Source organism: Streptococcus sp. F0441 (genome assembly GCF_000314775.2).
Classification (GTDB): domain Bacteria; phylum Bacillota; class Bacilli; order Lactobacillales; family Streptococcaceae; genus Streptococcus.
The window spans coordinates 1,861,043-1,884,967 of record NZ_KB373321.1 but is presented as its reverse complement, the minus strand read 5'-3'; the positions used below and the strand labels follow the sequence as shown (position 1 = coordinate 1,884,967).

The 23,925-nt window shown below is 42.8% G+C and carries 23 protein-coding genes; 16 read left to right on the top strand and 7 right to left on the bottom strand.

The window, feature by feature from the left end; genetic code table 11:
- Window positions 1-7 precede the first annotated feature (7 nt).
- From HMPREF9188_RS09315 to HMPREF9188_RS09285, 6 genes are all read left to right on the top strand, one after another.
- A complete protein-coding gene (locus tag HMPREF9188_RS09315) occupies window positions 8-160 on the top strand; it encodes a hypothetical protein (RefSeq protein WP_000776620.1) in 153 nt (50 codons plus the stop codon).
- A gap of 15 nt (window positions 161-175) precedes the next feature.
- Window positions 176-1,417: an aminopeptidase gene (locus HMPREF9188_RS09310; RefSeq protein ID WP_009730714.1), complete on the top strand. Its 1,242-nt coding sequence runs from the start codon at window positions 176-178 to the stop codon at window positions 1,415-1,417.
- Window positions 1,418-1,426: 9 nt separating this feature from the next.
- Window positions 1,427-1,657, top strand: coding sequence for a GlsB/YeaQ/YmgE family stress response membrane protein (locus HMPREF9188_RS09305; RefSeq protein WP_000901565.1), 231 nt, complete (start codon window positions 1,427-1,429; stop codon window positions 1,655-1,657).
- A 73-nt stretch (window positions 1,658-1,730) separates the two neighbouring features.
- Window positions 1,731-2,453 carry a pseudouridine synthase gene (locus HMPREF9188_RS09300; RefSeq protein WP_009730713.1) on the top strand — a complete coding sequence of 241 codons (723 nt, stop codon included), beginning with the start codon at window positions 1,731-1,733 and terminating at the stop codon, window positions 2,451-2,453.
- A gap of 109 nt (window positions 2,454-2,562) precedes the next feature.
- Window positions 2,563-3,897, top strand: coding sequence for an aminopeptidase C (gene pepC / locus HMPREF9188_RS09290; RefSeq protein WP_009730712.1), 1,335 nt, complete (start codon window positions 2,563-2,565; stop codon window positions 3,895-3,897).
- A 168-nt stretch (window positions 3,898-4,065) separates the two neighbouring features.
- Complete coding sequence (locus tag HMPREF9188_RS09285; RefSeq protein WP_009730711.1) at window positions 4,066-6,294, top strand: HAD-IC family P-type ATPase; 2,229 nt, start codon at window positions 4,066-4,068, stop codon at window positions 6,292-6,294.
- Between the two features lie 62 nt (window positions 6,295-6,356).
- On the opposite strand, the gene HMPREF9188_RS09280 is transcribed toward HMPREF9188_RS09285, so the two are convergent.
- From HMPREF9188_RS09280 to HMPREF9188_RS09265, 4 genes are all read right to left on the bottom strand, one after another.
- Window positions 6,357-7,268 carry a PTS system mannose/fructose/sorbose family transporter subunit IID gene (locus tag HMPREF9188_RS09280; protein ID WP_000818320.1) on the bottom strand — a complete coding sequence of 304 codons (912 nt, stop codon included), beginning with the start codon at window positions 7,266-7,268 and terminating at the stop codon, window positions 6,357-6,359.
- A 14-nt stretch (window positions 7,269-7,282) separates the two neighbouring features.
- On the bottom strand, window positions 7,283-8,095 hold the full coding sequence (locus tag HMPREF9188_RS09275) for a PTS mannose/fructose/sorbose transporter subunit IIC (RefSeq protein WP_009730710.1): 813 nt from the start codon (window positions 8,093-8,095) through the stop codon (window positions 7,283-7,285).
- Window positions 8,096-8,170: 75 nt separating this feature from the next.
- A complete protein-coding gene (locus HMPREF9188_RS09270; protein ID WP_009730709.1) occupies window positions 8,171-9,160 on the bottom strand; it encodes a PTS sugar transporter subunit IIB in 990 nt (329 codons plus the stop codon).
- 277 nt (window positions 9,161-9,437) lie between these two features.
- Window positions 9,438-10,250: a Cof-type HAD-IIB family hydrolase gene (locus HMPREF9188_RS09265; protein ID WP_009730708.1), complete on the bottom strand. Its 813-nt coding sequence runs from the start codon at window positions 10,248-10,250 to the stop codon at window positions 9,438-9,440.
- A 187-nt stretch (window positions 10,251-10,437) separates the two neighbouring features.
- Between HMPREF9188_RS09265 and HMPREF9188_RS09260 the strand changes: the two genes are divergently transcribed.
- From HMPREF9188_RS09260 to HMPREF9188_RS09230, 7 genes are all read left to right on the top strand, one after another.
- Window positions 10,438-11,856, top strand: coding sequence for an NCS2 family permease (locus tag HMPREF9188_RS09260; RefSeq protein ID WP_000359305.1), 1,419 nt, complete (start codon window positions 10,438-10,440; stop codon window positions 11,854-11,856).
- Between the two features lie 52 nt (window positions 11,857-11,908).
- Window positions 11,909-12,616, top strand: coding sequence for a CPBP family intramembrane glutamic endopeptidase (locus HMPREF9188_RS09255; RefSeq protein WP_000660809.1), 708 nt, complete (start codon window positions 11,909-11,911; stop codon window positions 12,614-12,616).
- Window positions 12,617-12,691: 75 nt separating this feature from the next.
- On the top strand, window positions 12,692-13,666 hold the full coding sequence (gene folP, locus HMPREF9188_RS09250) for a dihydropteroate synthase (protein WP_009730707.1): 975 nt from the start codon (window positions 12,692-12,694) through the stop codon (window positions 13,664-13,666).
- Between the two features lies 1 nt (window position 13,667).
- Window positions 13,668-14,969 (top strand): bifunctional folylpolyglutamate synthase/dihydrofolate synthase, encoded by a 1,302-nt coding sequence (locus HMPREF9188_RS09245; protein WP_009730706.1) that lies wholly within the window; start codon window positions 13,668-13,670, stop codon window positions 14,967-14,969.
- 3 nt (window positions 14,970-14,972) lie between these two features.
- Window positions 14,973-15,527, top strand: a complete 555-nt coding sequence (gene folE / locus HMPREF9188_RS09240; RefSeq protein WP_000380916.1) for a GTP cyclohydrolase I FolE — start codon at window positions 14,973-14,975, stop codon at window positions 15,525-15,527.
- Between the two features lie 158 nt (window positions 15,528-15,685).
- Window positions 15,686-16,507 (top strand): 2-amino-4-hydroxy-6-hydroxymethyldihydropteridine diphosphokinase, encoded by an 822-nt coding sequence (gene folK / locus HMPREF9188_RS09235; RefSeq protein WP_009730705.1) that lies wholly within the window; start codon window positions 15,686-15,688, stop codon window positions 16,505-16,507.
- Window positions 16,500-17,783, top strand: coding sequence for a hypothetical protein (locus tag HMPREF9188_RS09230; RefSeq protein ID WP_009730704.1), 1,284 nt, complete (start codon window positions 16,500-16,502; stop codon window positions 17,781-17,783). Before folK ends, HMPREF9188_RS09230 begins: the two co-directional genes overlap by 8 nt.
- Before the next feature lie 50 nt (window positions 17,784-17,833).
- Here HMPREF9188_RS09230 and HMPREF9188_RS09225 read toward each other — a convergent pair whose 3' ends face one another.
- Window positions 17,834-18,151 carry a DUF960 domain-containing protein gene (locus HMPREF9188_RS09225; RefSeq protein ID WP_009730703.1) on the bottom strand — a complete coding sequence of 106 codons (318 nt, stop codon included), beginning with the start codon at window positions 18,149-18,151 and terminating at the stop codon, window positions 17,834-17,836.
- Window positions 18,152-18,358: 207 nt separating this feature from the next.
- Between HMPREF9188_RS09225 and ccpA the strand changes: the two genes are divergently transcribed.
- Complete coding sequence (gene ccpA / locus HMPREF9188_RS09220; RefSeq protein ID WP_001090635.1) at window positions 18,359-19,369, top strand: catabolite control protein A; 1,011 nt, start codon at window positions 18,359-18,361, stop codon at window positions 19,367-19,369.
- A 53-nt stretch (window positions 19,370-19,422) separates the two neighbouring features.
- On the opposite strand, the gene HMPREF9188_RS09215 is transcribed toward ccpA, so the two are convergent.
- Window positions 19,423-20,385, bottom strand: coding sequence for an asparaginase (locus tag HMPREF9188_RS09215; protein ID WP_009730702.1), 963 nt, complete (start codon window positions 20,383-20,385; stop codon window positions 19,423-19,425).
- Window positions 20,386-20,450: 65 nt separating this feature from the next.
- On the opposite strand from HMPREF9188_RS09215, the gene HMPREF9188_RS09210 reads away from it, so the two are divergent.
- Complete coding sequence (locus HMPREF9188_RS09210) at window positions 20,451-21,845, top strand: Cof-type HAD-IIB family hydrolase (protein WP_000453117.1); 1,395 nt, start codon at window positions 20,451-20,453, stop codon at window positions 21,843-21,845.
- Window positions 21,846-21,877: 32 nt separating this feature from the next.
- Here HMPREF9188_RS09210 and HMPREF9188_RS09205 read toward each other — a convergent pair whose 3' ends face one another.
- Complete coding sequence (locus HMPREF9188_RS09205; RefSeq protein ID WP_000079164.1) at window positions 21,878-22,330, bottom strand: universal stress protein; 453 nt, start codon at window positions 22,328-22,330, stop codon at window positions 21,878-21,880.
- Between the two features lie 246 nt (window positions 22,331-22,576).
- On the opposite strand from HMPREF9188_RS09205, the gene HMPREF9188_RS09200 reads away from it, so the two are divergent.
- Entirely contained in the window at window positions 22,577-23,791 is a 1,215-nt protein-coding gene (locus HMPREF9188_RS09200) for a pyridoxal phosphate-dependent aminotransferase (protein ID WP_000657744.1), read from the top strand.
- Window positions 23,792-23,925: the final 134 nt, after the last annotated feature.

The following is a 23,925-nucleotide window of genomic DNA, read 5'->3' as shown; positions in this document are numbered from 1 at the left end:
CATCTTTATGAAACTTAGAATCTTTGCGGAAGACAAACCAGCTGAAAAGGTTTTTGACTATCAGCTAGAGCTGGCAGATGAAACAATTATCCTATCGACAGTGCTTCTGTCGGGTGCCATTGCTTTAGCAGGATTGTTTTCTGCTTTAAAAGAAAAATAGAAAAGGAAGAATAGAATGGTTTTACCAAATTTTAAAGAAAATCTAGAAAAATATGCGAAATTGTTGGTTGCGAACGGAATTAACGTGCAACCTGGTCACACATTGGCTCTCTCTATCGATGTGGAGCAACGCGAGTTGGCTCATCTGATCGTGAAGGAAGCCTATGCCTTGGGTGCGCATGAGGTCATCGTTCAGTGGACAGATGATGTGATCAATCGTGAGAAATTCCTCCACGCGCCGATGGAGCGCCTGGATAATGTGCCAGAATACAAGATTGCTGAGATGAACTATCTCTTGGAGAACAAGGCTAGCCGTCTTGGGGTTCGTTCTTCTGATCCAGGTGCCTTGAACGGTGTGGACGCTGACAAGCTTTCAGCTTCTGCTAAAGCGATGGGACTTGCCATGAAGCCAATGCGTATCGCAACTCAATCCAACAAGGTTAGCTGGACAGTGGCGGCCGCTGCTGGACTTGAGTGGGCTAAGAAAGTCTTTCCAAATGCTGCGAGCGATGAAGAAGCAGTTGATCTCCTTTGGGACCAAATCTTCAAAACTTGCCGTGTCTACGAAGCAAATCCCGTTAAGGCTTGGGAAGAACATGCAGCCATCCTCAAGAGCAAGGCAGATATGCTTAATAAGGAGCAATTTTCAGCCCTTCATTACACAGCACCAGGGACAGATTTGACACTTGGTTTGCCAAAGAACCACGTTTGGGAATCGGCTGGTGCTGTCAATGCACAGGGAGAAGGGTTCTTGCCAAATATGCCGACAGAGGAAGTCTTCACAGCGCCTGACTTCCGTCGTGCAGATGGTTATGTTACCTCTACAAAACCGCTTAGTTACAATGGAAACATCATTGAAGGCATTAAAGTGACCTTTAAGGATGGACAAATCGTAGATATCACTGCTGAGAAGGGTGATCAGGTTATGAAAGACCTTGTCTTTGAAAATGCAGGCGCGCGTGCCTTGGGCGAATGTGCCTTGGTACCAGATCCAAGTCCAATTTCTCAGTCAGGCATTACCTTCTTTAATACCCTTTTCGATGAAAATGCCTCAAACCACTTGGCTATCGGTGCCGCCTATGCGACCAGCGTTGTTGGTGGTGCAGAGATGAGCGAAGAAGAGCTTGAAGCTGCAGGACTTAACCGTTCAGATGTTCACGTTGACTTTATGATTGGTTCTAGTCAAATGGATATCGATGGTATCCGTGAGGATGGAACACGTGTACCTCTCTTCCGTAATGGAGACTGGGCAATTTAAGGAGAAGTTATGCTTGGAAGTATGTTTGTTGGTCTCCTAGTGGGATTCTTGGCAGGTGCTTTAACCAATCGTGGAGAGAGCATGGGATGCTTTGGGAAAATGTTTCTCGGCTGGATTGGTGCCTTTCTGGGCCACCTGCTCTTTGGAACTTGGGGTCCAATTATAGCAGGAACGGCCATTATCCCAGCTATTTTAGGAGCTATGATTGTCTTAGCGATTTTCTGGAGACGAGGAAGTTAGTTTCTTGAAAAATTAGAAAAAAGGAGGTTGGTCACTTGCGCCAGCCTCCTTTTGAGTATGATATAATAGTTCTATGAGATTAGATAAATTTTTAGTGGTCTGCGCTATTGGCAGCCGGACAGAGGTTAAAAACTTGCTCAAGGCTGGGCGCGTGACAGTTAATGGCAAGAAAGAAAAATCAGCTAAACTGCAGATTGACGAAGAAAGAGACCAGATTTACTTTGATGGTCAACAACTCCAGTATGAAGAATTTGTTTACTATATGATGAACAAGCCTCAAGGGGTCATTTCAGCAACTGAAGATACCAAGCATAGAACAGTTCTGGATTTGTTGGATGACTTTGCGCGGACCAAGGAAGTCTTTCCAGTGGGACGCTTGGATATTGATACGCATGGTCTTTTGCTCTTGACTAATGACGGTCAGCTTGCCCATGCCCTTCTCTCGCCCAAGCGTCATGTAGATAAAACTTACTTGGCTCAAGTCAAGGGAATTATGACCCAAGAAGATGTGGAGACATTTGCCAAGGGCATTCCGCTCAAAGACTTTACCTGTCAGCTGGCTAAACTGGAGCTTGTATCGGTATATCCAGAAAAAAATCAAAGTTTGGTTCGTGTAACCATTGCTGAAGGGAAGTTTCATCAAGTCAAACGAATGGTGGCCTACTGTGGTAAGGAAGTGGTGGACCTACAACGTTTGACGATGGGAACTTTAGCCTTGGACGAGAACTTAGAACGAGGAGAATGGCGTCGCCTGACCAAGGAGGAGTTAGAGGTTCTCCTTGCGAGTATTGCTTAATTTAATTTATGCTAGAAAAGGTGAGGAGAATGTCCCTGCCTTTTTCGTTTTTCAGTTGCTTCCTTTGTGAAAAGAGTTATAATAGACAGTAGAATAAAAGGAGGAATCTATGAACGCGATTCAAGAATCATTTACAGATAAACTATTTGCCAACTATGAAGCAAATGTCAAATACCAAGCGATCGAAAATGCTGTCAGCCATAATGGAATTTTTGCAGCTCTAGAACGTCGTCAAAGCCATGTAGACAACACACCTGTTTTCTCATTGGATTTGACCAAGGACAAGGTTACTAACCAGAAAGCGTCTGGTCGTTGCTGGATGTTTGCAGCTCTCAACACCTTCCGCCACAAACTCATCTCTCAATACAAACTGGAGAACTTTGAATTGTCACAAGCTCACACATTCTTCTGGGACAAGTACGAGAAATCCAACTGGTTCTTGGAGCAAGTGATTGCGACTGCAGACCAAGACTTGACCAGTCGCAAGGTTAGCTTCCTACTCCAAACACCTCAACAAGACGGTGGACAATGGGATATGGTCGTTGCCCTCTTTGAGAAATATGGTGTCGTTCCCAAGTCCGTTTATCCTGAGTCCGTTTCATCTAGCAGCAGCCGTGAGCTCAATGCCATCCTTAACAAATTGCTTCGTCAAGATGCTCAAATCTTGCGTGACTTGCTCGCTTCTGGTGCAGACCAAGCGACTGTTCAAGCTAAGAAAGAAGAACTCTTGCAAGAAATCTTTAACTTCCTTGCTATGTCACTAGGACTTCCACCACGTAAATTTGACTTTGCTTATCGCGATAAGGATGATAACTACCAAAGCGAAAAGGGGATTACGCCACAAGAGTTTTACAAGAAATATGTCAATCTTCCTCTAGAAGACTACGTTTCTGTTATCAATGCTCCAACTGCTGACAAGCCTTACGGCAAATCTTACACAGTTGAGATGTTAGGAAATGTGGTTGGTAGCCGTGCAGTTCGCTACATCAACGTTCCAATGGAACGCTTGAAAGAATTGGCGATTGCCCAAATGCAAACAGGTGAAACTGTTTGGTTTGGTTCAGATGTCGGCCAACTTAGCAACCGCAAAGCTGGAATCCTTGCGACAGATGTTTATGACTTTGAATCAAGCATGGATATTCAACTCACTCAAGACAAAGCTGGACGTTTGGACTACAGCGAAAGTTTGATGACCCACGCCATGGTCTTGACAGGTGTGGATTTGGATGAAAATGGCAAGTCAACCAAGTGGAAGGTTGAAAACTCATGGGGAGACAAGGTCGGTACCGATGGGTACTTTGTTGCTTCAGACGCTTGGATGGACGAATACACTTACCAAATCGTTGTTCGCAAAGAATTGCTGACAGCAGAAGAACGAGCTGCCTATGAAGCAGAACCAATCGTGCTCGCACCATGGGATCCAATGGGTGCCTTGGCAGAATAAAGCATAAAGAAAAAAGGTTAGGAGAATCCTAGCCTCTTTTTTTCAAGTAATTTCTTAAAGTAATGATAGATGATGCTTGTCAAGGGAGTTCTTCTTATTTTGAGTCTTTAAGTGACAGAGGAAAAGATATGTGTTATTATAGTAGTACAAAAGGATATCGGAGTAGAAATGAAGTATTTAAGCAGTCAAGACATCAAGGATCGTCAACGAAATATCAGCGATATTAAACCCTATAAAACGACCAAGGAAATCATTTTTTCAAATATCTTTACCTTTTTTAATGCTATGAACTTGGCTCTGGCAGTTCTGGTAGCCACAACCTTGCGATTTGAGAATATGCTCTTTTTAGGTGTGATTGCTATCAATACAGCCATCGGTATCTTCCAAGAAGTGCGCTCAAAGAATGCCTTAGAAAAGCTTAGTTTACTTGGTAAAAGTAAGTACAGGGTCAATCGAGATGGCCAAACGATTGAGATTGCTCCAGAGGACATCGTTCTGGGCGAGTATTTGCATCTCAATCTGGGAGATCAGGTGCCTGTAGATGCGGAAGTCCTTGAAGGGAATATTGAAGTGGATGAGTCCTTGCTGACTGGTGAGAGTGATTCAGTCTTTAAAACAGTTGGTGACCAGCTGATGAGCGGAAGCAATGTCGTCAGTGGCACTTGTCTCGTCAGAGCAACGGCTGTGGGTCCCGATAGCTACATCAACAAACTCGCAAAATCCAGCAAGGAATTCAAAAAATATCCTTCTCAACTACGGGACTATATGGATAAGATTTTAAAAATCGTCTCCATTTTGCTGGTGCCAGTTGCCATTCTGCTCTATGTCAGAGGTTTTAGTCTGGGACGGACTTATGTTGAGATTGTCTTGGGAAGTTCTGGTGCCTTGGTCGGCATGATTCCAGAGGGATTGATTCTCCTGGTCAGTGTGTCTCTGGCGGTAGCGGCCATGAAGCTTGCTAAAAAGAAGGTTCTGGTGCAGGAACTATACTGTGTGGAGACCTTGGCGCGTGTAGATGTTCTTTGTTTTGATAAGACAGGTACCATCACGACTGGTAATATGAAGGTCCAAGAAATGGATGCTAATTTAGCAGAGAAACTGTCTTCGTATCTGGCTTATTTTGAGGATGAAAATGCGACGTCGCGGGCTCTGAAGACTTACTTAACCTGTGAGAAAAAGTGGGACGTTCAAGAAGTTGGTGCCTTTTCAAGTAAAAACAAGTATTCCTTTGTTCAAGTAAAAGACGGTGGAACCTATTTCTTCGGGGCTTATGAGTTTCTCGGCTTTACCCAAGCGATGGATGCCTACTATGAACATCTAAAACAGCAAGGTTTTCGAATCTTATCGCTTGCTCATAGCAAGGACCAGATTACAAGCCCAGACGATATGGAACTACTAGGGCATGTCGTTCTGTCAGATGAGATTAAGGACAATACCAAGGAAATCTTTGACTATTTCGAATCTCAAGGTGTTGAAGTGAAGATTATCAGTGGTGATAATCATGTGGCTGTATATGGGGTGGCTCGTAAGGCAGGATTTAAGGAAGAAGCACGGGCTATTGATATGACCAAGGTGAGTGATGAGGACTTTGAAAGAGTGGTCTTGGAACACGATATCTTTGGTCGGGTGACACCTGAACAGAAGCAAAAGATGGTATCTATTTTGCAAAATGCTGGTAAAACAGTTGCAATGAGTGGTGACGGGGTCAATGATGTTCTAGCTCTTAAGAAAGCAGATATTAGTTTCGCAATGAAGGGAGCAACGAGTGCAGCCAAAAGTGTATCCAATATTGTTTTTCTAACAGATGACTTTGCAGTATTTTATGATATCTTGATGGAAGGTCGCCGGGTTATCAATAACATCCAAAAGGTAGCCTCTCTCTTTCTGACAAAGACCTTCTTCTCCATCGTGTTTGCGATTTTGAGTGTAATATTTGGTTTGGAATTTGCCTTTATCCCTATTCAGTTCACGATTATTTCAGCTATTACGATTGGGATTCCATCCTTCTTCCTAACTTTTGAGTCCAATAAAGAAAAGGTTAGTACTCACTTTATGAGAGATATCCTAACCAACGCTGCGATTGGCGGAGGCGTTCTGGTTGCTAGTGTTCTCCTGACTAACTTCTTTATCACTGTCCCAGACCAGGTCAAATTTATTTGCTTCCTCCTTGCTTTGATCAATGGTCTATGTCTGGTTGCCAAGGTCAGTCTGCCTTTTAATCGATACAAGATACTCTTACTCGGTTTTTTGAGCCTTGCAGCCCTTGTTGGCGTACTTGCCAATACCTTTATCATTCGAGGTGCTTTTGTGCCTTTAGAAGCCACTCAAATGCTCTATGTTGCCATCCTAGCAGTAGTGATTGGAAGCTTTCATTATCTGACTAGGAGAAAAAGTTGACACACAAAAAGAATCAGGGTTTGATCCTGATTCTTTTTTATCTATATTCTCGATGGCTTGAATTACATGATACCAAGGAAACGAGCTGCAATACCTACTGCAAAGAGAGCAAGGATGATTGCGATTGGTGATACTTTTTTCTTAAGCAACCACATGCAGAGGAAAGTAAGGAGAAGTCCCATCAATCCTGGAATCAATGAGTTCAACTGACCTTGAAGTGTTTGTGGTTGAACGCTATCCAAGCTCAAACCACTAAGAGCCTGACCAAGAATTCCTTTCAATTCTCCACCTGTTACAGGACCTTCTGGGAAGTTGATGTAAGCACCTTCTGCCAATTGTTTACCTGGAAGGTTAACAGTAAAGTTGATAGACACCCAACGTTGTACAAGAACGGCAAGGATGAACATACCAAGGATAGATGCTCCTTTAGTGATGTCTTTCAAGATACCACCAGACATGTCTTTAGTGATTTCAGATCCCGCTTTGTAACCGAACTCTTGTGTGTACCATAGGAAGGCCATACGGATAGCATTCCATCCGAAGAAGAAGAGAAGGGGACCAACAATGTTACCAGATGCAGCAAGTGATGCACCAAGAGCTCCAAGGATAGGACGAACTGTAAACCAGAATACTGGGTCACCGATACCAGCAAGAGGTCCCATCATACCGATCTTAACCCCTTGGATAGCTGCGTCGTCGATTTCAACACCGTTAGCGCGCTCTTCTTCAAGTGCAAGAGTAACCCCCATGATTGGAGCAGCTACGTATGGGTGAGTGTTGAAGAACTCAAGGTGACGCTCAAGAGCAGCCGCTTGGTCTTCTTTTTTAGTGTACAATTTTTTGATAGCTGGGATTAATGAGTAAGCCCAACCCAAGTTTTGCATACGTTCGTAGTTCCAAGAACCTTGAAGGAATTGTGAACGCCACCAAACTTTTTGACGATCTGATTTTGATAATTGAATTTTTTCAGCCATGATTGTTCCCCTTTCTAGTAGTCTTCTAGGATATCACCGATTGGGTCGTTAGAAGTCGCAGCTCCGCCGCCACCGTTTCCACCTTGTTTTGAAAGGTTAAGGTAGATGAAGGCAAGGGCAACACCGATGACACCAAGGGCAATCAAAGTCAATTGAGAAATCGCTGCAAGAGCGAAACCGATAGCGAAGAATGGCCATACTTCACGAGTTGCCATCATGTTGATAACCATAGCGTAACCAACGGCAACGACCATAGCACCACCAACAGCCATACCACCATTCAACCATTCTGGCATTAGACCAAGAGCGTCTTTAACAGCAGAAGCTGGGATAGCGATAAGGAAGGCTGCTGGAATCGCGATACGAAGACCTTGAAGAACAAGAGCAAAGTAGTGAGCGCGTTCAACAGCTGCAATGTTTCCTTCTTTTGCAGCTGCGTCAGCTGAGTGAACCAAGGCAACTGAGATTGTACGAACAATCATTGTCAAGAAAAGTCCAGCTACGGCAAGAGGGATAGCTGTGGCTGTTGCGACGGCGATACCTTCAGTAGTAAAGTTACCACCTTTGATTAAGATGATTGCTGCAGCAACAGATGCAAGAGCAGCGTCAGGAGCTACGGCAGCTCCGATGTTTGCCCAACCGAGGGCGATCATTTGAAGAGATCCACCAAGCATAACACCTGCTTCGAGGTTACCAGTTGCAAGTCCGATAAGGGTACATGCGACGATTGGTTGATGGAATTGGAATTGGTCGAGGATACCTTCAAGACCTGCAAGGAAGGCAACAACTACAACCAAGATAGCAGAAATGATTGAAATATCTGACATGGTTTTATTCCTTTTCTATGTAGTTTTAATAAAGTATTTAATCCTGTTTTCGAAAATGATAGAAACAGATTAAAATTATTGAACGTTTGCTTTTTTAATCAAGTCAAACAAATCTTTTTTCGTGTCGTTTGGTACTTTACGTACGTCAAATTCAACACCGAGGTCACGCATTTTTTCAAAGGTTGCAACGTCTTCTTTGTCCATAGACAAGACGTTATTGATCATTGTTTTACCTGTTGAGTGGGCCATAGAACCAACGTTAAGGGTCTTGATTGGCACGCCACCTTCGATGGCACGAAGGGCATCTTGAGGTGTTTCAAACAAGATAAGAGCATGTGTGTTACCAAAACGAGGATCTTTTGCAACCTCAATCAATTTTTTGATTGGTACAACGTTGGCTTTTACTCCGTTAGGAGCTGCTTGCTTGATCAATTCTTTACGCAATTCGTCGTTTGCAACGTTATCTGAAGCAACGATGATACGGTCTGCTTTTGAATCTGGAGTCCAAGCAGTGGCAACCTGACCGTGAAGGAGACGAGTGTCTAGACGAGCAAGATTGATTTTCAGTTTACCGTCACCGATAACTGTTCCTTCTGGAATAGCAGCTTGGGCAGCAGGAGCAGCTGCAGCAGTTGCAACTTCCTCAACTGGATTGAGCTCTTCTGGAAGAGCCTTGATGCCATCTTTGGCTTCTTTAATGATATTCGCAGCGACTTTGTCCACGCCAGCAGCAGCGTCCATAAGACGTTCTGTGTAAGCTTGGATCAACATCGGTAAGTTGAGTCCTGTGATGATAGCAAATTTACGATCTGGGTTTTCTCCCATCACGCGACTAGCTTGGTTGAATGGAGATCCACTCCAAAGGTCAGCCAATACTAGAACCTCATCTTCTGCGTCAAATGCAGCCACAGCGTTGTTGAATTTAGCGTAAAGATCATCTGGACCTTCATTTGGCATAAAGGTTACAACTTGAACCTTTTCTTGTTCACCAAAGATCATAGATCCTGACTGATGAATACCCGCAGCAAATTCGCCGTGGCTCGCAATAATGATTCCGATACTCATTATTGTCATTCCTCCTTTAAAATGTTTGACTGTATGTTTAAGAAAACTTTAAGCCTAACTTTAAGTATAAACCGTTTTCAAACAAAAAGCAACCATTTCTTATAAATATGTATTGGTTTTCGATGAAAACTCGCTTACAAAATGTTAATATATAAACATTTTTGTAGGAATGTATAAAAAGATAAGGGAGTAATTTAATATAAAAAAATGAAAACAGGTCGGTTAATTGAAAAATTGTGAAAATCAAAAAAGCTAGCACAAGCTAACTTTTTGAGTATTATAGGAACAAATCTTGTAGGGCATGGGCAACACCATCTTCATCGTTTGTCAGAGAGAGTTGCTCATCTGCATATGGTAGCAAATCGGGATTGGCATTTTTCATGGCATATCCCTTGCCTGCGAAAGCCAGCATTTCGGTGTCATTGTGTTCATCACCAAAGGCAATCAAATCTTGTCTGTCTCGGTTCATAACATTGAGCAAATACTCTAAAGCAAAGGCCTTGTTGACTCCTTTTGGTGTACATTCGAGAATGTTGAGGGGGCCTCCCCAGGTATTGATTGCTAGTTGGTGTTGGTAAAAACGATTCATCTCGTCTGCTAGAGCGTATTTGTCCTCAACTCTTGTTTGCAAGAGAATGCAGTTAGGATTCTTGGTTACTCGTTCGGGTTTGAATTGATTTTCTGGTTGGAAATTTTCTACACCAAATAGTTTGGGATTGGCAATTTCTTCATTAGGAGCGGTGATATAAAATTTCTTGCGATATTCTCCTGCAATAAAGTCAGCTTGGATATCCTCTTTGTGTTTGACCATATCCAAGAGGTATTTTTTATCTAAGGTCAGGCACTTTTCATGCTCCCAAGCCTGTCCTGGCAGATGGGTAAGGGAACCGTTGAAGTTGATCATAGGTGTGTGCAACTCTAGTTCCTGATAAAATTCTTTTGCCATACGATAAGGACGACCTGTCGTGATGACAACATGGTGCCCCTTTTCAGTAATTTTTTTGATTGTCTTTTTGGTAAAATCGGAGAGCTTGCTTTCACCATTAAGCAAGGTTCCGTCCAAATCGACTGCGATAATTTTTTTAGTCATATAAACCTTCCTAGTCGTTTCCAGATAAGATGTCTACTATTATATCAAAAAGAAAGAAGAAAAGCAGACAAGAACAAAAAACTCAGTTGCTTTGATTTATTAAATAAATCAAACAAACATATTGAAAAGGTGAATGATAAATGATATAATACTAATATTGTTCGTAAAAAATAAAAGGAGATTAAAGATGGACAAACTATTTAAACTAAAAGAGAACGGGACGGACGTTCGTACGGAGGTTCTCGCTGGTTTAACAACTTTCTTTGCAATGAGTTACATTCTCTTTGTAAACCCACAAATGCTTGCGCAGACAGGGATGCCTGCTCAAGGTGTCTTCCTAGCAACGATTATTGGTGCAGTAGCTGGTACCCTGATGATGGCCTTCTATGCGAACCTGCCATACGCTCAAGCACCAGGTATGGGACTCAATGCCTTCTTTACCTTTACAGTCGTATTTGGGCTTGGTTATTCATGGCAAGAGGCCTTGGCTATGGTCTTTATCTGTGGGATTATTTCGCTAATCATTACCTTAACAAATGTTCGTAAAATGATTATTGAATCCATTCCCAATGCGCTTCGTTCGGCTATTTCAGCAGGTATCGGTGTCTTCCTTGCCTATGTAGGGATTAAGAATGCTGGTCTTTTGAAATTCTCTATTGATCCAGGAAGTTATACAGTTGCTGGTGAGGGTGCTGATAAGGCCCAAGCAGCCATTACAGCAAACTCTTCAGCAGTTCCAGGTCTGGTTAGCTTTAATAATCCGGCTGTTTTAGTAGCTATTGCAGGTTTGGCTATTACGATTTTCTTTGTTATTAAGGGCATCAAGGGAGGAATCATTCTTTCTATCTTAACAACGACAGTTCTTGCTATCGCTGTTGGTTTGGTTGATGTATCAAGCATTGATTTTTCTAATAACCATGTAGGTGCAGCCTTTGAAGATTTGAAGACAATCTTTGGTGCAGCACTTGGCTCACAAGGATTGGGTGCTTTAATCTCAGACACTGCTCGTCTACCGGAAACACTTATGGCTATTCTGGCCTTCTCGTTGACAGATATTTTTGACACAATTGGTACCTTGATTGGTACAGGTGAAAAAGTCGGTATCGTAGCGACAAATGGTGAAAATCACCAATCAGATAAGTTGGATAAGGCTCTTTACTCTGATTTGATTGGTACTTCAATTGGTGCCATCGCAGGTACTTCAAACGTGACAACCTATGTTGAGTCTGCAGCGGGTATCGGTGCGGGTGGACGTACTGGTTTGACAGCCTTGGTGGTTGCGGTTTGTTTTGCAATTTCAAGTTTCTTTAGTCCACTTTTGGCAATTGTTCCATCAGCTGCGACGGCTCCAATTTTGATTATCGTTGGGATTATGATGCTCGGTAGCTTGAAAAACATCCATTGGGATGATATGGCTGAAGCTGTCCCTGCCTTCTTTACGTCTATCTTCATGGGATTCAGCTACTCTATCACACAAGGGATTGCAGTTGGTTTCTTGACTTATACGTTAACAAAAGTTGTCAAAGGTCAAGCCAAGGATGTGCACGCGATGATTTGGATTTTGGATGCCTTGTTTATCCTTAACTATATCAGTATGGCGCTTTAAATGATATAATAGTAAGAGGGGGGTTCCCCCTTTTACTATAAGGAGGTATATCATGAAAGAAAAGACGATCTGGCGAGAGGTTTGGGACAGAGGGAAGTGGATCCTCATCCTTTTAGCAGCTTTTGTCCTATCACAATTTCCTTTAGGGTTATCCGCTTGGTTGACTTCTAGACAATTTCCGCTTTTGCAATCAGGACTCTTAGTTGGTGCCTTGTCTATTGTCGTTTTGGTGGTATTTATCATTGGTGCGCGGAAAACAAAGCTTGCTACCTTTAATCTATCCTTTTTTAAAGCTAAGGACCTAGCTCGCTTGGTATTGAGTTATCTAGTAATCTTTGCTACTAATTTGTTGGGCTCAGCTTTGCTTCGCATGATGAATGAAACAACAACCAGTAACCAATCAATACTGAATGGTTTGGTTCAGAATAGTTCCTTGATTTCTACCTTCTTCTTGATTGTATTGGTTGCTCCGATTTGTGAGGAAATTTTGTGTCGTGGGATTATTCCCCAAAAGATCTTCCGTGGAAAAGAAAAACTTGGCTTTGTTGTTGGTGCAATCGTCTTTGCCTTGCTCCATATGCCAACCAATCTACCTTCTGTGATTATTTATGGAGGAATGTCAACGGTTTTGACTTGGACAGCCTATAAGACTGAGCGTTTGGAGATGTCCATTTTGCTTCATATGATTCTCAATGGTATTGCATTTTGTTTGTTGGCCTTATTGGTATTGATTAGTAGAAATCTAGGTCTATCATTCTAAGCCATTGACCTACTTGGAAAAGATGAATACTAGCGTGTCCATCTTTTTCTTTTTATGGTAAAATAGAGGGATAATATGGTAAAGAACCTTAAGGAAGTGACCGTTATGTCCAATAAAGTCAACCACGTAAAAACAGCCATTTGTGGCATTATCAATGTAACCCCAGATTCTTTTTCAGATGGTGGTCAATTTTTTGCTGTTGACCAGGCGCTCCAGCAAGCTCGTAAATTGATAGCTGAAGGAGCGAGCATGCTAGATATCGGTGGGGAATCGACTCGCCCGGGCAGCAGCTATGTAGAGATAGAAGAGGAAATCCAGCGTGTTGTTCCAGTTATCAAAGCTATCCGTGAGGAAAGTGATGTCCTCATTTCCGTCGATACATGGAAAAGTCGGGTGGCAGAGGCTGCTTTGGCTGCTGGCGCCAATCTGGTCAATGATATCACTGGTCTTATGGGAGATGAGAAAATGGCGGATGTGGTTGCTAAGGCTGGAGCGAAAGTGGTTATCATGTTTAATCCAGTCATGGCTCGACCTCAGCATCCTAGCTCGCTCATCTTTCCTCATTTTGGTTTTGGACAAGCTTTTACAGAGGAAGAGTTAGCTGACTTTGAAAAAATGCCAATCGAAGACTTGATGGAGGCTTTCTTTGAACGAGCTCTAGAGAGAGCGGAGGAAGCTGGGATTGCACAAGAAAATATTCTGCTGGATCCAGGAATTGGCTTTGGTCTGACCAAGAAAGAAAATCTACTCCTTCTACGTGATTTGGACAAGTTACACCAGCAAGGCTATCCAATCTTTCTTGGAGTTTCGCGCAAGCGGTTTGTCGTCAATATCCTGGAAGAAAATGGTTTTGAAGTCAATCCTGAGACAGAACTTGGTTTCCGCAATCGGGACACAGCTTCGGCTCATGTGACTAGTATCGCTGCGAGACAGGGTGTAGAAGTAGTGCGCGTGCACGATGTAGCCAGTCACAAGATGGCGGTTGAAATTGCGTCAGCTATTCGATTGGCAGAAGATGCGGAAAATCTAGATTTAAAACAATATAAGTAAGATGAACGAAATTCAAAACAATCAATGGATTGCCCACTACCGGATGGACCAACCGCATTTCGGTTTGGAACGAATGGTGGAACTCCTAGCTTTACGAGGCAATCCCCATCTCAAACTTAAGGTCATCCATATCGGAGGGACCAATGGCAAGGGGTCTACCATTGCTTTTTTGAAAAAGATGCTGGAAAAGCTAGGTCTAAGAGTTGGTGTGTTCAGCTCGCCTTATCTCATTCATTATACAGACCAGATTAGCATCAATGGGGAATCCATCCCAGAAGCGAGGCTGGAGGCCCTCATGGCAGTTTATCGCTCTTTGCTTGAGGGGGAATCTGCTGACAATTTGCAGGGAACAACCGAGTTTGAGATTATCACAGCTCTAGCTTATGATTACTTTGCCTCAGAGCAAGTAGATGTGGCCATCATGGAAGTCGGTATGGGTGGTCTTTTGGATAGTACCAATGTTTGCCAGCCCATTCTGACAGGAATTACGACTATTGGCTTGGATCATGTAGCCCTGCTTGGTGATACTGTAGAGGCCATAGCAGAACAGAAGGCTGGTATTATCAAACAAGGCATTCCTTTGGTGACAGGTCGCATTGCTCCAGAAGCCTTGGCTATTATTGACCGCATTGCGGAAGGGAAAGATGCGCCGAGAATTGCCTATGGGACAGATTATCAGGTTGGTCATCAAGAAAGTGTGGTGACGGGCGAGGTCTTTGACTATACAAGTCCTGTCAGACAAGGTCGCTTTCAAACAGGTCTGCTTGGTTTGCATCAGATCGAGAATGCAGGGATGGCACTTGCTCTTCTAGACATTTATTGCCAAGAGATTGGGCAAGAATTAGCTAGCAATGACTTGCTTGCTCAAGCCTTGGAAGAAACAAGATGGCCAGGGCGTTTGGAGGTCCTGTCTAGCGAACCTATGATGATTTTGGATGGGGCTCATAATCCCCATGCTATCAAGGCTTTGTTAACTACTTTACAAGAACGCTTTGCGGATTATCATAAGGAAATCCTCTTTACTTGTATCAAAACCAAGGCTTTGGAGGATATGTTGGATTTGCTAGAGACGGTGCCGGATAGTCAACTGACTCTGACTTATTTTGATGATAGTCGGGCGACGGATGAAAGCGTGCTGAAAGAGACAGCCAAGTCTAGAAATCTCAATTACCAAAGTTGGCAGGATTTTCTAGAGCAGAAATTGACAGATAAAAATGAAGAGAAACAAACAGTTAGGATTGTCACGGGTTCCTTGTATTTCTTGAGCCAAGTGAGAGCCTACCTAATGGAGAGGAATAACTAGAGAATGGATACACAAAAAATTGAAGCAGCTGTAAAAATGATTATCGAGGCTGTTGGTGAGGATGCTAACCGGGAGGGCTTACAGGAAACACCTGCTCGTGTAGCCCGTATGTACCAAGAGATTTTTTCAGGTCTTGGTCAGACTGCGGAGGAACATTTGTCAAAATCCTTTGAGATTATCGACGATAATATGGTGGTGGAGAAGGATATCTTTTTCCACACCATGTGTGAACACCACTTCTTGCCCTTCTATGGGAGAGCGCATATTGCCTATATTCCAGATGGCCGTGTGGCAGGTTTGTCCAAGCTAGCTCGTACGGTTGAAGTCTACTCTAAGAAACCACAGATTCAAGAACGGTTGAATATTGAAGTGGCTGATGCCTTGATGGACTATCTAGGGGCTAAGGGAGCCTTTGTTGTTATTGAGGCGGAACATATGTGTATGAGCATGCGTGGTGTCAGAAAACCAGGCACTGCAACCTTAACTACTGTAGCCCGTGGCCTATTTGAGACGGATAAGGACCTCCGAGACCAGGCTTATCGTTTAATGGGACTATAATACTCTTCTAAAATCAAATTCAAACCACGTCAGCTTCCATCTGCAACCTCAAAACAGTGTTTTGAGCAGCCTGCGGCTAGCTTCCTAGTTTGCACTTTGATTTTCATTGAGTATAAAAAGAATCCGCTTTAAGCGGATTTTTCTAGAAAGGACTAGTTATGGATCAGCTAAAGATTAAAGATTTGGAAATATTTGCTTATCATGGACTCTTTCCAAGTGAGAAGGAATTGGGGCAAAAGTTTGTTATTTCCGCACGCTTATCCTATGATATGACCAAGGCAGCGACTGAGTTAGATTTGTCTTCTTCTGTCCACTATGGAGAACTTTGCCAACAGTGGAAGACTTGGTTTCAGGAAAGCACTGAGGATTTGATTGAAACGGTAGCCTACAAACTAGTAGAGCGTACCTTTGAGACCTATCCTCTTGTCCAAGAGATTGAGTTGGAACTAAAAAAACCATGGGCTCCTGTGCATTTGCCATTGGATACCTGCTCGGTGACCATTCACCGTCGTAAGCAACGAGCTTTTGTCGCTCTAGGAAGCAATATGGGGGACAAGCAAGCAAACTTGGAGCAAGCCATTGACAAACTGCGAGCTCGAGGTCTCCATATTCTCAAAGAGTCCAGTGTCTTGGCGACAGAGCCTTGGGGTGGTGTTGAGCAAGATAGCTTTGCCAATCAGGTGATTGAAGTAGAAACCTGGCTACCAGCACCAGTCTTGTTAGAAACATTATTAGCTATCGAGTCAGAAATGGGACGGGTTCGAGAGGTGCATTGGGGGCCACGTTTGATTGATTTGGACCTGCTTTTTGTAGAAGACCAAGTCATCTATACAGACGACCTCATCTTACCTCATCCTTATGTAGCAGAACGCCTCTTTGTCCTTGAGTCTCTGCAAGAAATAGCTCCCCATTTTATCCATCCAAACTTAAAACAACCAATTCGATACTTGGTTGACCAGTTGGAGCAAGGAGATGCCTAAACTTTCCGAGAGCTATAGCAAGTGGAAGAGTATAGGGGAGGGGCTACTTGCTATTGTTTTAGGCTTTCTCTTGATTTATTTCGGACAGGTGATTCCAAGGATAGGTTATCAGTTGCTGATGACTTACTTTTCCTTGTCAGCAGTTTGGCACTTGTTGACTCGTTGGTTTCAGGATAAACAGCGTAGGGAAAACATCTTTGTAACCTTGGCCAAGCTGGTGGTCGCGGCTCTGGTGTTTGACTCTATCATTTTACAAGACCTGACCCTCTACCTCCTGGTGTTTATCATTGCGAGTTACCAGCTGTTTACGGGCGTCATTAGTCTTGTGACTTGGTTTCTCTATCGAAAAAATGCCATTCATCCTCGGCTTCATCATTTCTTCGATGCTGTATGGATGATAGGATTTGGTCTTTATAGCATTTCTCCTTTTCACGATGCGGCGAATTTTGAATTGCTCTTACTTGGATTTTACTTGCTCATGCTAGGAGCCAGTAGTCTTCGGGATGGTTTCTTTTTTGAGAGGATAGAAAGCAATCCCAAGCTGAAACGGCGAATGCGAATGACCTTGCCAATCTTTGTGACGGCTCTGATCCCTATCAGCACCTTGCGTAAACTGAATGAGTGGTTATCAAATCATGAAATCCAAGAAGGGGAAGTTCATTCAGAAAGAAAAAACGACCAGACGGTTGATTTAGAAATTTTTGTCCATACTTCTGAAACCTCTTTTTTCCTCGCCATGGGGCATGTGGATATTTGTTATCAGGGGAGGGTTATTTCCTATGGTTCGTATGATCCCCAATCGGAGCGTTTATTCGGTATGGTTGGAGACGGTGTTTTATTTAAAGCCAATCGGGAAAAATACATCGAACTTTGTAAGAGGGAGAGTCAGAAGACCTTGTTTGCTTATGGTCTGAGTTTGACAGAACAACAGAAAGCTGCTATCCAAGCTCGTTTGGCAGAGATAGAAGATTTGTTAATTCCTTGGGAGCCAAGCTCGCAGTTGATGAAAAGAAGAGAGGGCGAGGTCAAGCATACCTACTCCTACCAACTGAAACAGGAAGCAGATGCGACCCTCTATAAATTTAGCTCATCTGAGTTTAAGACCTACTTTGTTCTCAGTACCAATTGTGTCTTGCTAGCAGACTCAATCGTGGGAAAAGCTGGGACTGATATATTGAGTCCCCAAGGTTTCATCGTACCAGGGACTTACCAGGATTACCTTGACTTAGAGTATACAAAACCCAATGGTCTGGTTGTTAGTCGCTCCATTTATTAGAAAAAGAAAACTCTAGTTCCTCAGCAGTTTACGCCGAGAAGCTAGAGTTTTTAAAATAGGTCATTTTCTTCTGGAAGGAGGATGGTTTCTCTGCCGTCCATGTCTACAACAAGGACCCTAGGAGGGTAAAGGGGATCAAAAGGATGATTGAAATCAAAATCAATGCTAGTCGGAAGGTTCTGACTAGAGAAATGGAAGGTGATTGCCCCCTTATTGTTGATCAGTTGAAACTCAAGCTCTTCTTCTAATTCAAAGACATTTTTCAGAAAATGATCGATAATATACCATAAAGAGTCAATGACATCGTCAGGTAGGCTGGTCACAACACCAAAACTGGCGGAACGTCTCTGTGTATTTGTAAAAGCCATGATATCCTCCCCCTTTTTATTTTTTTCTTATCATACAGCAAAACATCTCAAAAATCAAGGAATCCTAATTGCTTTTTCAAAATGGGAATAAACTGTGAAATTTTTTCAAAGTTTCTCCTAAAAATACTTGAAAGTGTTTACAATAAGTGATAAAATGAAGTAAGTAGATGCGTGAAAGCGAAATTTTCAATATAGAAAGGAAACGGAATGAACACAGATGATACAGTGACTATTTATGACGTTGCCCGTGAAGCAGGAGTTTCGATGGCAACAGTTAGCCGTGTCGTTAATGGCAACAAGAATGTTAAAGAGAACACTCGAAAAAAAGTCCTCGAAGTGATTGATCGCTTGGATTATCGTCCAAATGCGGTCGCTCGTGGTTTGGCTAGCAAGAAGACAACGACAGTCGGAGTTGTGATTCCTAACATTACCAATGGTTATTTCTCAACACTTGCTAAGGGGATTGACGACATTGCTGAAATGTACAAGTATAACATTGTCCTAGCAAATAGTGATGAGGATGATGAAAAGGAAGTTTCAGTGGTTAACACGCTCTTTTCAAAACAAGTCGATGGGATTATCTTTATGGGCTATCACTTGACTGAAAAGATTCGTTCAGAGTTTTCTCGCTCACGGACACCGGTTGTTCTTGCTGGTACTGTGGATGTAGAACACCAACTTCCAAGTGTGAATATCGACTACAAACAAGCAACGATTGATGCTGTGAGCTACCTTCTCAAAGAAAATGAGAAAATTGCTTTTGTGAGCGGACCACTCGTCGATGATATCAATGGCAAGGTTCGTTTGATTGGTTATAAGGAAGCCTTGAAAAAAGCTGGACATTCTTATAGCGAGGGCTTGGTCTTCGAATCAAAATATAGCTATGACGATGGCTATGCCTTGGCAGAACGCTTGATTTCATCACAAGCTACAGCCGCAGTTGTAACAGGTGATGAATTGGCAGCAGGTGTCCTAAATGGTTTGGCTGACCACGGTGTGTCTGTACCAGAAGAGTTTGAAATCATTACGACAGATGACTCTCAGATTGCACGATTCACTCGTCCAAACTTGACGACTATTGCCCAACCTCTTTATGACTTAGGTGCTATCAGCATGCGTATGTTGACTAAGATTATGCATAAGGAAGAGTTGGAAGAACGTGAAGTTCTCTTACCTCATGGTTTGACAGAACGCCGCTCTACACGAAAACGTAAATAGAAAAAATCAGGAAATCTTCACGATTTCCTGATTTTGTGTTCTAGAGAAGAGGATTAGCCTTCCATATAGTCTTTTAAGGCTTGTCCTTTTAGTCCAGCGTTAAGGGCAATTAATAATTTGAGGCGAGCTTTTTGAGCGTTGAGTTCTTTGACAAAGAAAATACCAGCTCGTTGCAACTGCACCCCTCCGCCTTGGTAGGCATAGACAGGTTCAGCAATACCATTAAAACAACGTGAGACCAAGGCGACTGGGATTCCTTTTTGGAGGAGATTTTCCAACTTTCGAGCTGTTTCTTTGGGAACATTGCCTGCTCCAAAAGCCTGAATGACTAAGCCATCCAGCTGTTCCAAGTCTAACATATCGATCAGCTCGTCTGTCATACCGGCATAGGCTGAGATGATGGGAACCAGACCTTGAATACGCTCGAGATCAAACCGGACACGAGGTTCAGCCGTTTTGAAGTAGAGGATTTCTTGCTTCATGATGAGGCCAAGTGGTCCATGTGTTGGGGTTTGAAAGGTGCTGACGTTGGTTGTATGTGTTTTGGTAACATACTTGGCTGCGTGGATCTCATCGTTCATGACGACCAGCACACCCTTTTCGGCTGCTTTATCATCGCTGGCAACTCGTAAAGCGCTCAGATAGTTGTATACACCGTCACTACCAAGTTCGTTGGAACTACGCATAGCTCCTGTTAGAACGATGGGCTTGTGTGGGATTTTCATGGTATCAAGGAAATAGGCTGTTTCTTCCAAGGTATCCGTCCCATGTGTGATCACAACTCCATCGTAGTTATCAGCTTCCTCTTTGATTTTATGATAGAGTGCAAGCATATGCTTGGGTTTGATATGGGGACTTGGTAGATTAAAAAAGTCTAGGGCATGAACCTCAATCCCTTCAAGTGGATTGGAAACATGGTTCATGGGATTGTCCTGACTAGTTACAACGGCACCAGTGGCGTCTGCTTGCATGGAAATAGTCCCACCTGTATGTAAAACAAGGATTTTCTTAGGCATGATTTAGTCACTCTTTCTGAAATGTGGTATAATCATTGTAACACAAAAGGGGAGAATGGGATAGGATGGAAGTCAAGGCTGTTTTTTTTGATATCGATGGAACGCTAGTCAACGATCGCAAGAGTGTTTTGAAATCCACTAAGGACGCGATTAAGATTGTCAAAGAGCAAGGGGTACTTGTTGGAGTAGCGACAGGACGAGGACCGTTTTTTGTCAAGGAATTGATGGAAGACTTGGACCTAGACTTTGCGGTGACCTACAATGGCCAATACATTTTTAATAAAGAAAAGGTACTCTTTGCAAGTCCGATTGCTAAGTCAAGCCTGCGTCAACTGATTGCTTATGCTAAAAAGGAGCGTAAAGAAATCGCTCTTGGAACCGAGCATGCCGTTGTTGGTTCGAAGATTATGTCATTTGGTCTCGGATCCTTTTCCCAACTGGTTAGTCGTTTTATCCCGACAGTGCTGACAAGAACCGTCAGCCGTTCTTTTAATCGAATGGTCAGCAAGGCAGTTCCTCAAAAAGAAGACGACTTGCTTAACTTGATTAATCAACCCATTTATCAAGTTTTGATGCTGATGACGCCAGAAGAATCTGAGAAGGCAGCAGCTGATTTTCAAGACTTGAAATTGACTCGAAGCAATCCTTTTGCCGCAGATATCATTAACCAAGGAAATTCCAAACTAGAAGGCATTTGTCGGGTCGGGAAAGAATATGGCTTTGCTCTCAACCAAGTCATGGCCTTCGGTGATTCAGATAATGACCTGGAAATGTTAGCAGGTGTCGGTATGTCAGTCGCTATGGGAAATGGCAGTAGCAGTGCCAAAGAGGTTGCTAAGCATATTACGGCAAGTAATCAACAAGATGGCATCCACAAGGCGCTTGAGCACTTTGGTGTTTTGGCTTCAGAAAAAGTGTTTGTCAGTCGGGACTACCACTTTAATAAAGTAAAGACCTTCCACCACATGATGGATGAACGAACTCAAGAAGAGCCACAAGCATGGGATGTTGAAGGTGCAACCCACCGCGCAGACTTTAAAATTGAAGAATTAGTAGAGTTTGTTCGCGCGGCAAGTTCTTCGGAGGAAGAATTCCAAGAGTCCCTTGCAAGCATGCATGAAGCACTTGATAAGGCAGCAGAGAAAGTGGCGAAAAAGACACCTGCTAAGCAAAACTTGGTCGGTCAAGTGGATGCTTTGATCGACACACTGTATTTCACATACGGTAGTTTTGTTTTGATGGGAGTGGATCCAGAACGCATTTTTGATATTGTCCATGAAGCAAATATGGGGAAGGTTTTCCCTGATGGAAAAGCTCATTTTGACCCAGTTACACACAAGATTTTAAAACCAGATGACTGGGAAGAAGAATATGCTCCAGAACCTGCCATTAAACAGGAGCTACAACGTCAGCTTAAGGCTTATGAGCGACATAAAGAAAGAAATAGAAATAATAAGTAACAAAAAGGAGCTCTAGGCTCCTTTTTTAATAATTATAATGTTTTTTCACTTTCTCTCACGACCAGCAAATCAACTTTTGCATGGCGGAGAATGTATTCAGATGAAGACCCGACTAAGAGGCGTTCAAAGGCATTGAGACCTGTGGCACCAACTAAAATCAAGTCAACATTTTCTGCGTCTGGAATCGTCCGAGCGAGGAGAGTTTTGGGATTTCCCATCTCGATGACGATGTGGATATCAGTTAAACCGGCATCTTTTGCACGCTTTTCGTACTCTTTCATCATACTTTCAGCATCGGCTTGGAGTTCTTCGTAAACTTCAGCATCAAAGGTAGATACGCTTTGAAGAGCGCGTGTGTCAATAACATGGACAATGGTGAGCTTGGATTCATTGCGTAGAGCAGTGTAAACACCTTTGACGAAAGCCAAGTCCGCTTCTTTAGAACCATCAATTGCGACCATAACATTTTGGTAACGTTGTGCCATAATGAAACCTCCTGAAATTTTCTTGCTTTTATTGTAACCCTTTTCACTAAAGAAGTAAAGTAAAAATCATATTTTAAACCATATTGTTGGTCATAGACTTAGTGCGTATATAGAAATAAAAGAAAAGAGAATTAGTGAAGATTCTCTTTGTCAATGTTTTTTCTTTTGTTTCCTTGTTTATGGAAGCTTGTCGCAGCGACTTTCTAGTGGTATAATGTTACTATCCTGACGAATTGAGGAAAAAAGATGAAAGAATTTAACAAATCTAGCAAGCTAGAGCATGTTGCTTATGATATCCGTGGTCCTGTTTTAGAAGAAGCCATGCGTATGCGAGCAAATGGAGAAAAGATTTTACGCCTGAATACAGGAAATCCAGCAGAATTTGGCTTTACAGCGCCAGATGAGGTCATTCATGATTTGATTATGAATGCGCGTGATAGCGAAGGGTACTCTGATTCCAAGGGTATTTTTTCGGCGCGTAAGGCTATCATGCAGTATTGCCAACTGAAGAAATTCCCAAATGTGGATATTGATGATATTTACCTTGGAAATGGTGTCAGTGAGCTGATTGTCATGTCCATGCAAGGGCTTTTGGACAATGGAGATGAGGTCTTGGTGCCTATGCCAGACTATCCTCTCTGGACAGCGGCTGTCAGCCTAGCTGGGGGAAATGCCGTTCACTATATCTGTGATGAGGCTGCAGAATGGTACCCTGATATTGACGATATCAAGTCAAAAATCACTTCAAACACCAAGGCTATTATTCTCATCAATCCAAATAATCCGACAGGAGCCCTTTATCCCAAGGAACTCTTGTTGGATATTATTGAGATTGCCCGTCAAAACGACTTGATTATCTTTGCGGATGAAATTTACGACCGTATGGTCATGGACGATCATGAGCATGTCTCAGTAGCTAGTCTGGCTCCAGATGTTTTCTGTGTCAGCATGAATGGTCTGTCAAAATCGCATCGTATCGCTGGTTTTCGTGTGGGCTGGATGGTCTTGTCTGGTCCTAAGACACATGTTAAAGGCTATATCGAAGGTCTCAATATGCTGTCTAATATGCGTCTTTGCTCCAACGTTTTAGCCCAGCAAGTTGTACAAACCTCGCTAGGTGGGCACCAGTCAGTGGACGAATTACTCCTTCCTGGTGGTCGCATCTATGAGCAAAGAAATTTTATCTATAATGCCATTCAAGATATTCCAGGTTTATCTGCGGTCAAGCCTAAGGCGGGTCTTTATATCTTCCCTAAAATCGACCGCAATATGTACCGTATCGATGATGATGAACAGTTCGTTCTTGATTTCTTGAAGCAGGAAAAGGTTCTCTTGGTTCATGGTCGCGGCTTTAACTGGCAAGAACCAGACCATTTCCGTATTGTTTATCTTCCTCGTGTAGATGAATTAGCACAAATCCAAGAAAAGATGACTCGTTTCTTGAAACAGTATCGTAGATAGGGCTTACATGAGAAAAAGCTGGAAACATTTGCCTAGAGCTATTGACAAAAGTATCAGAATCAGATAGAATAGTAAAGTATGTTTAGTAACTGATCACTTTATAGCCGGCTAAACGAATACAAAATCTATGAGGA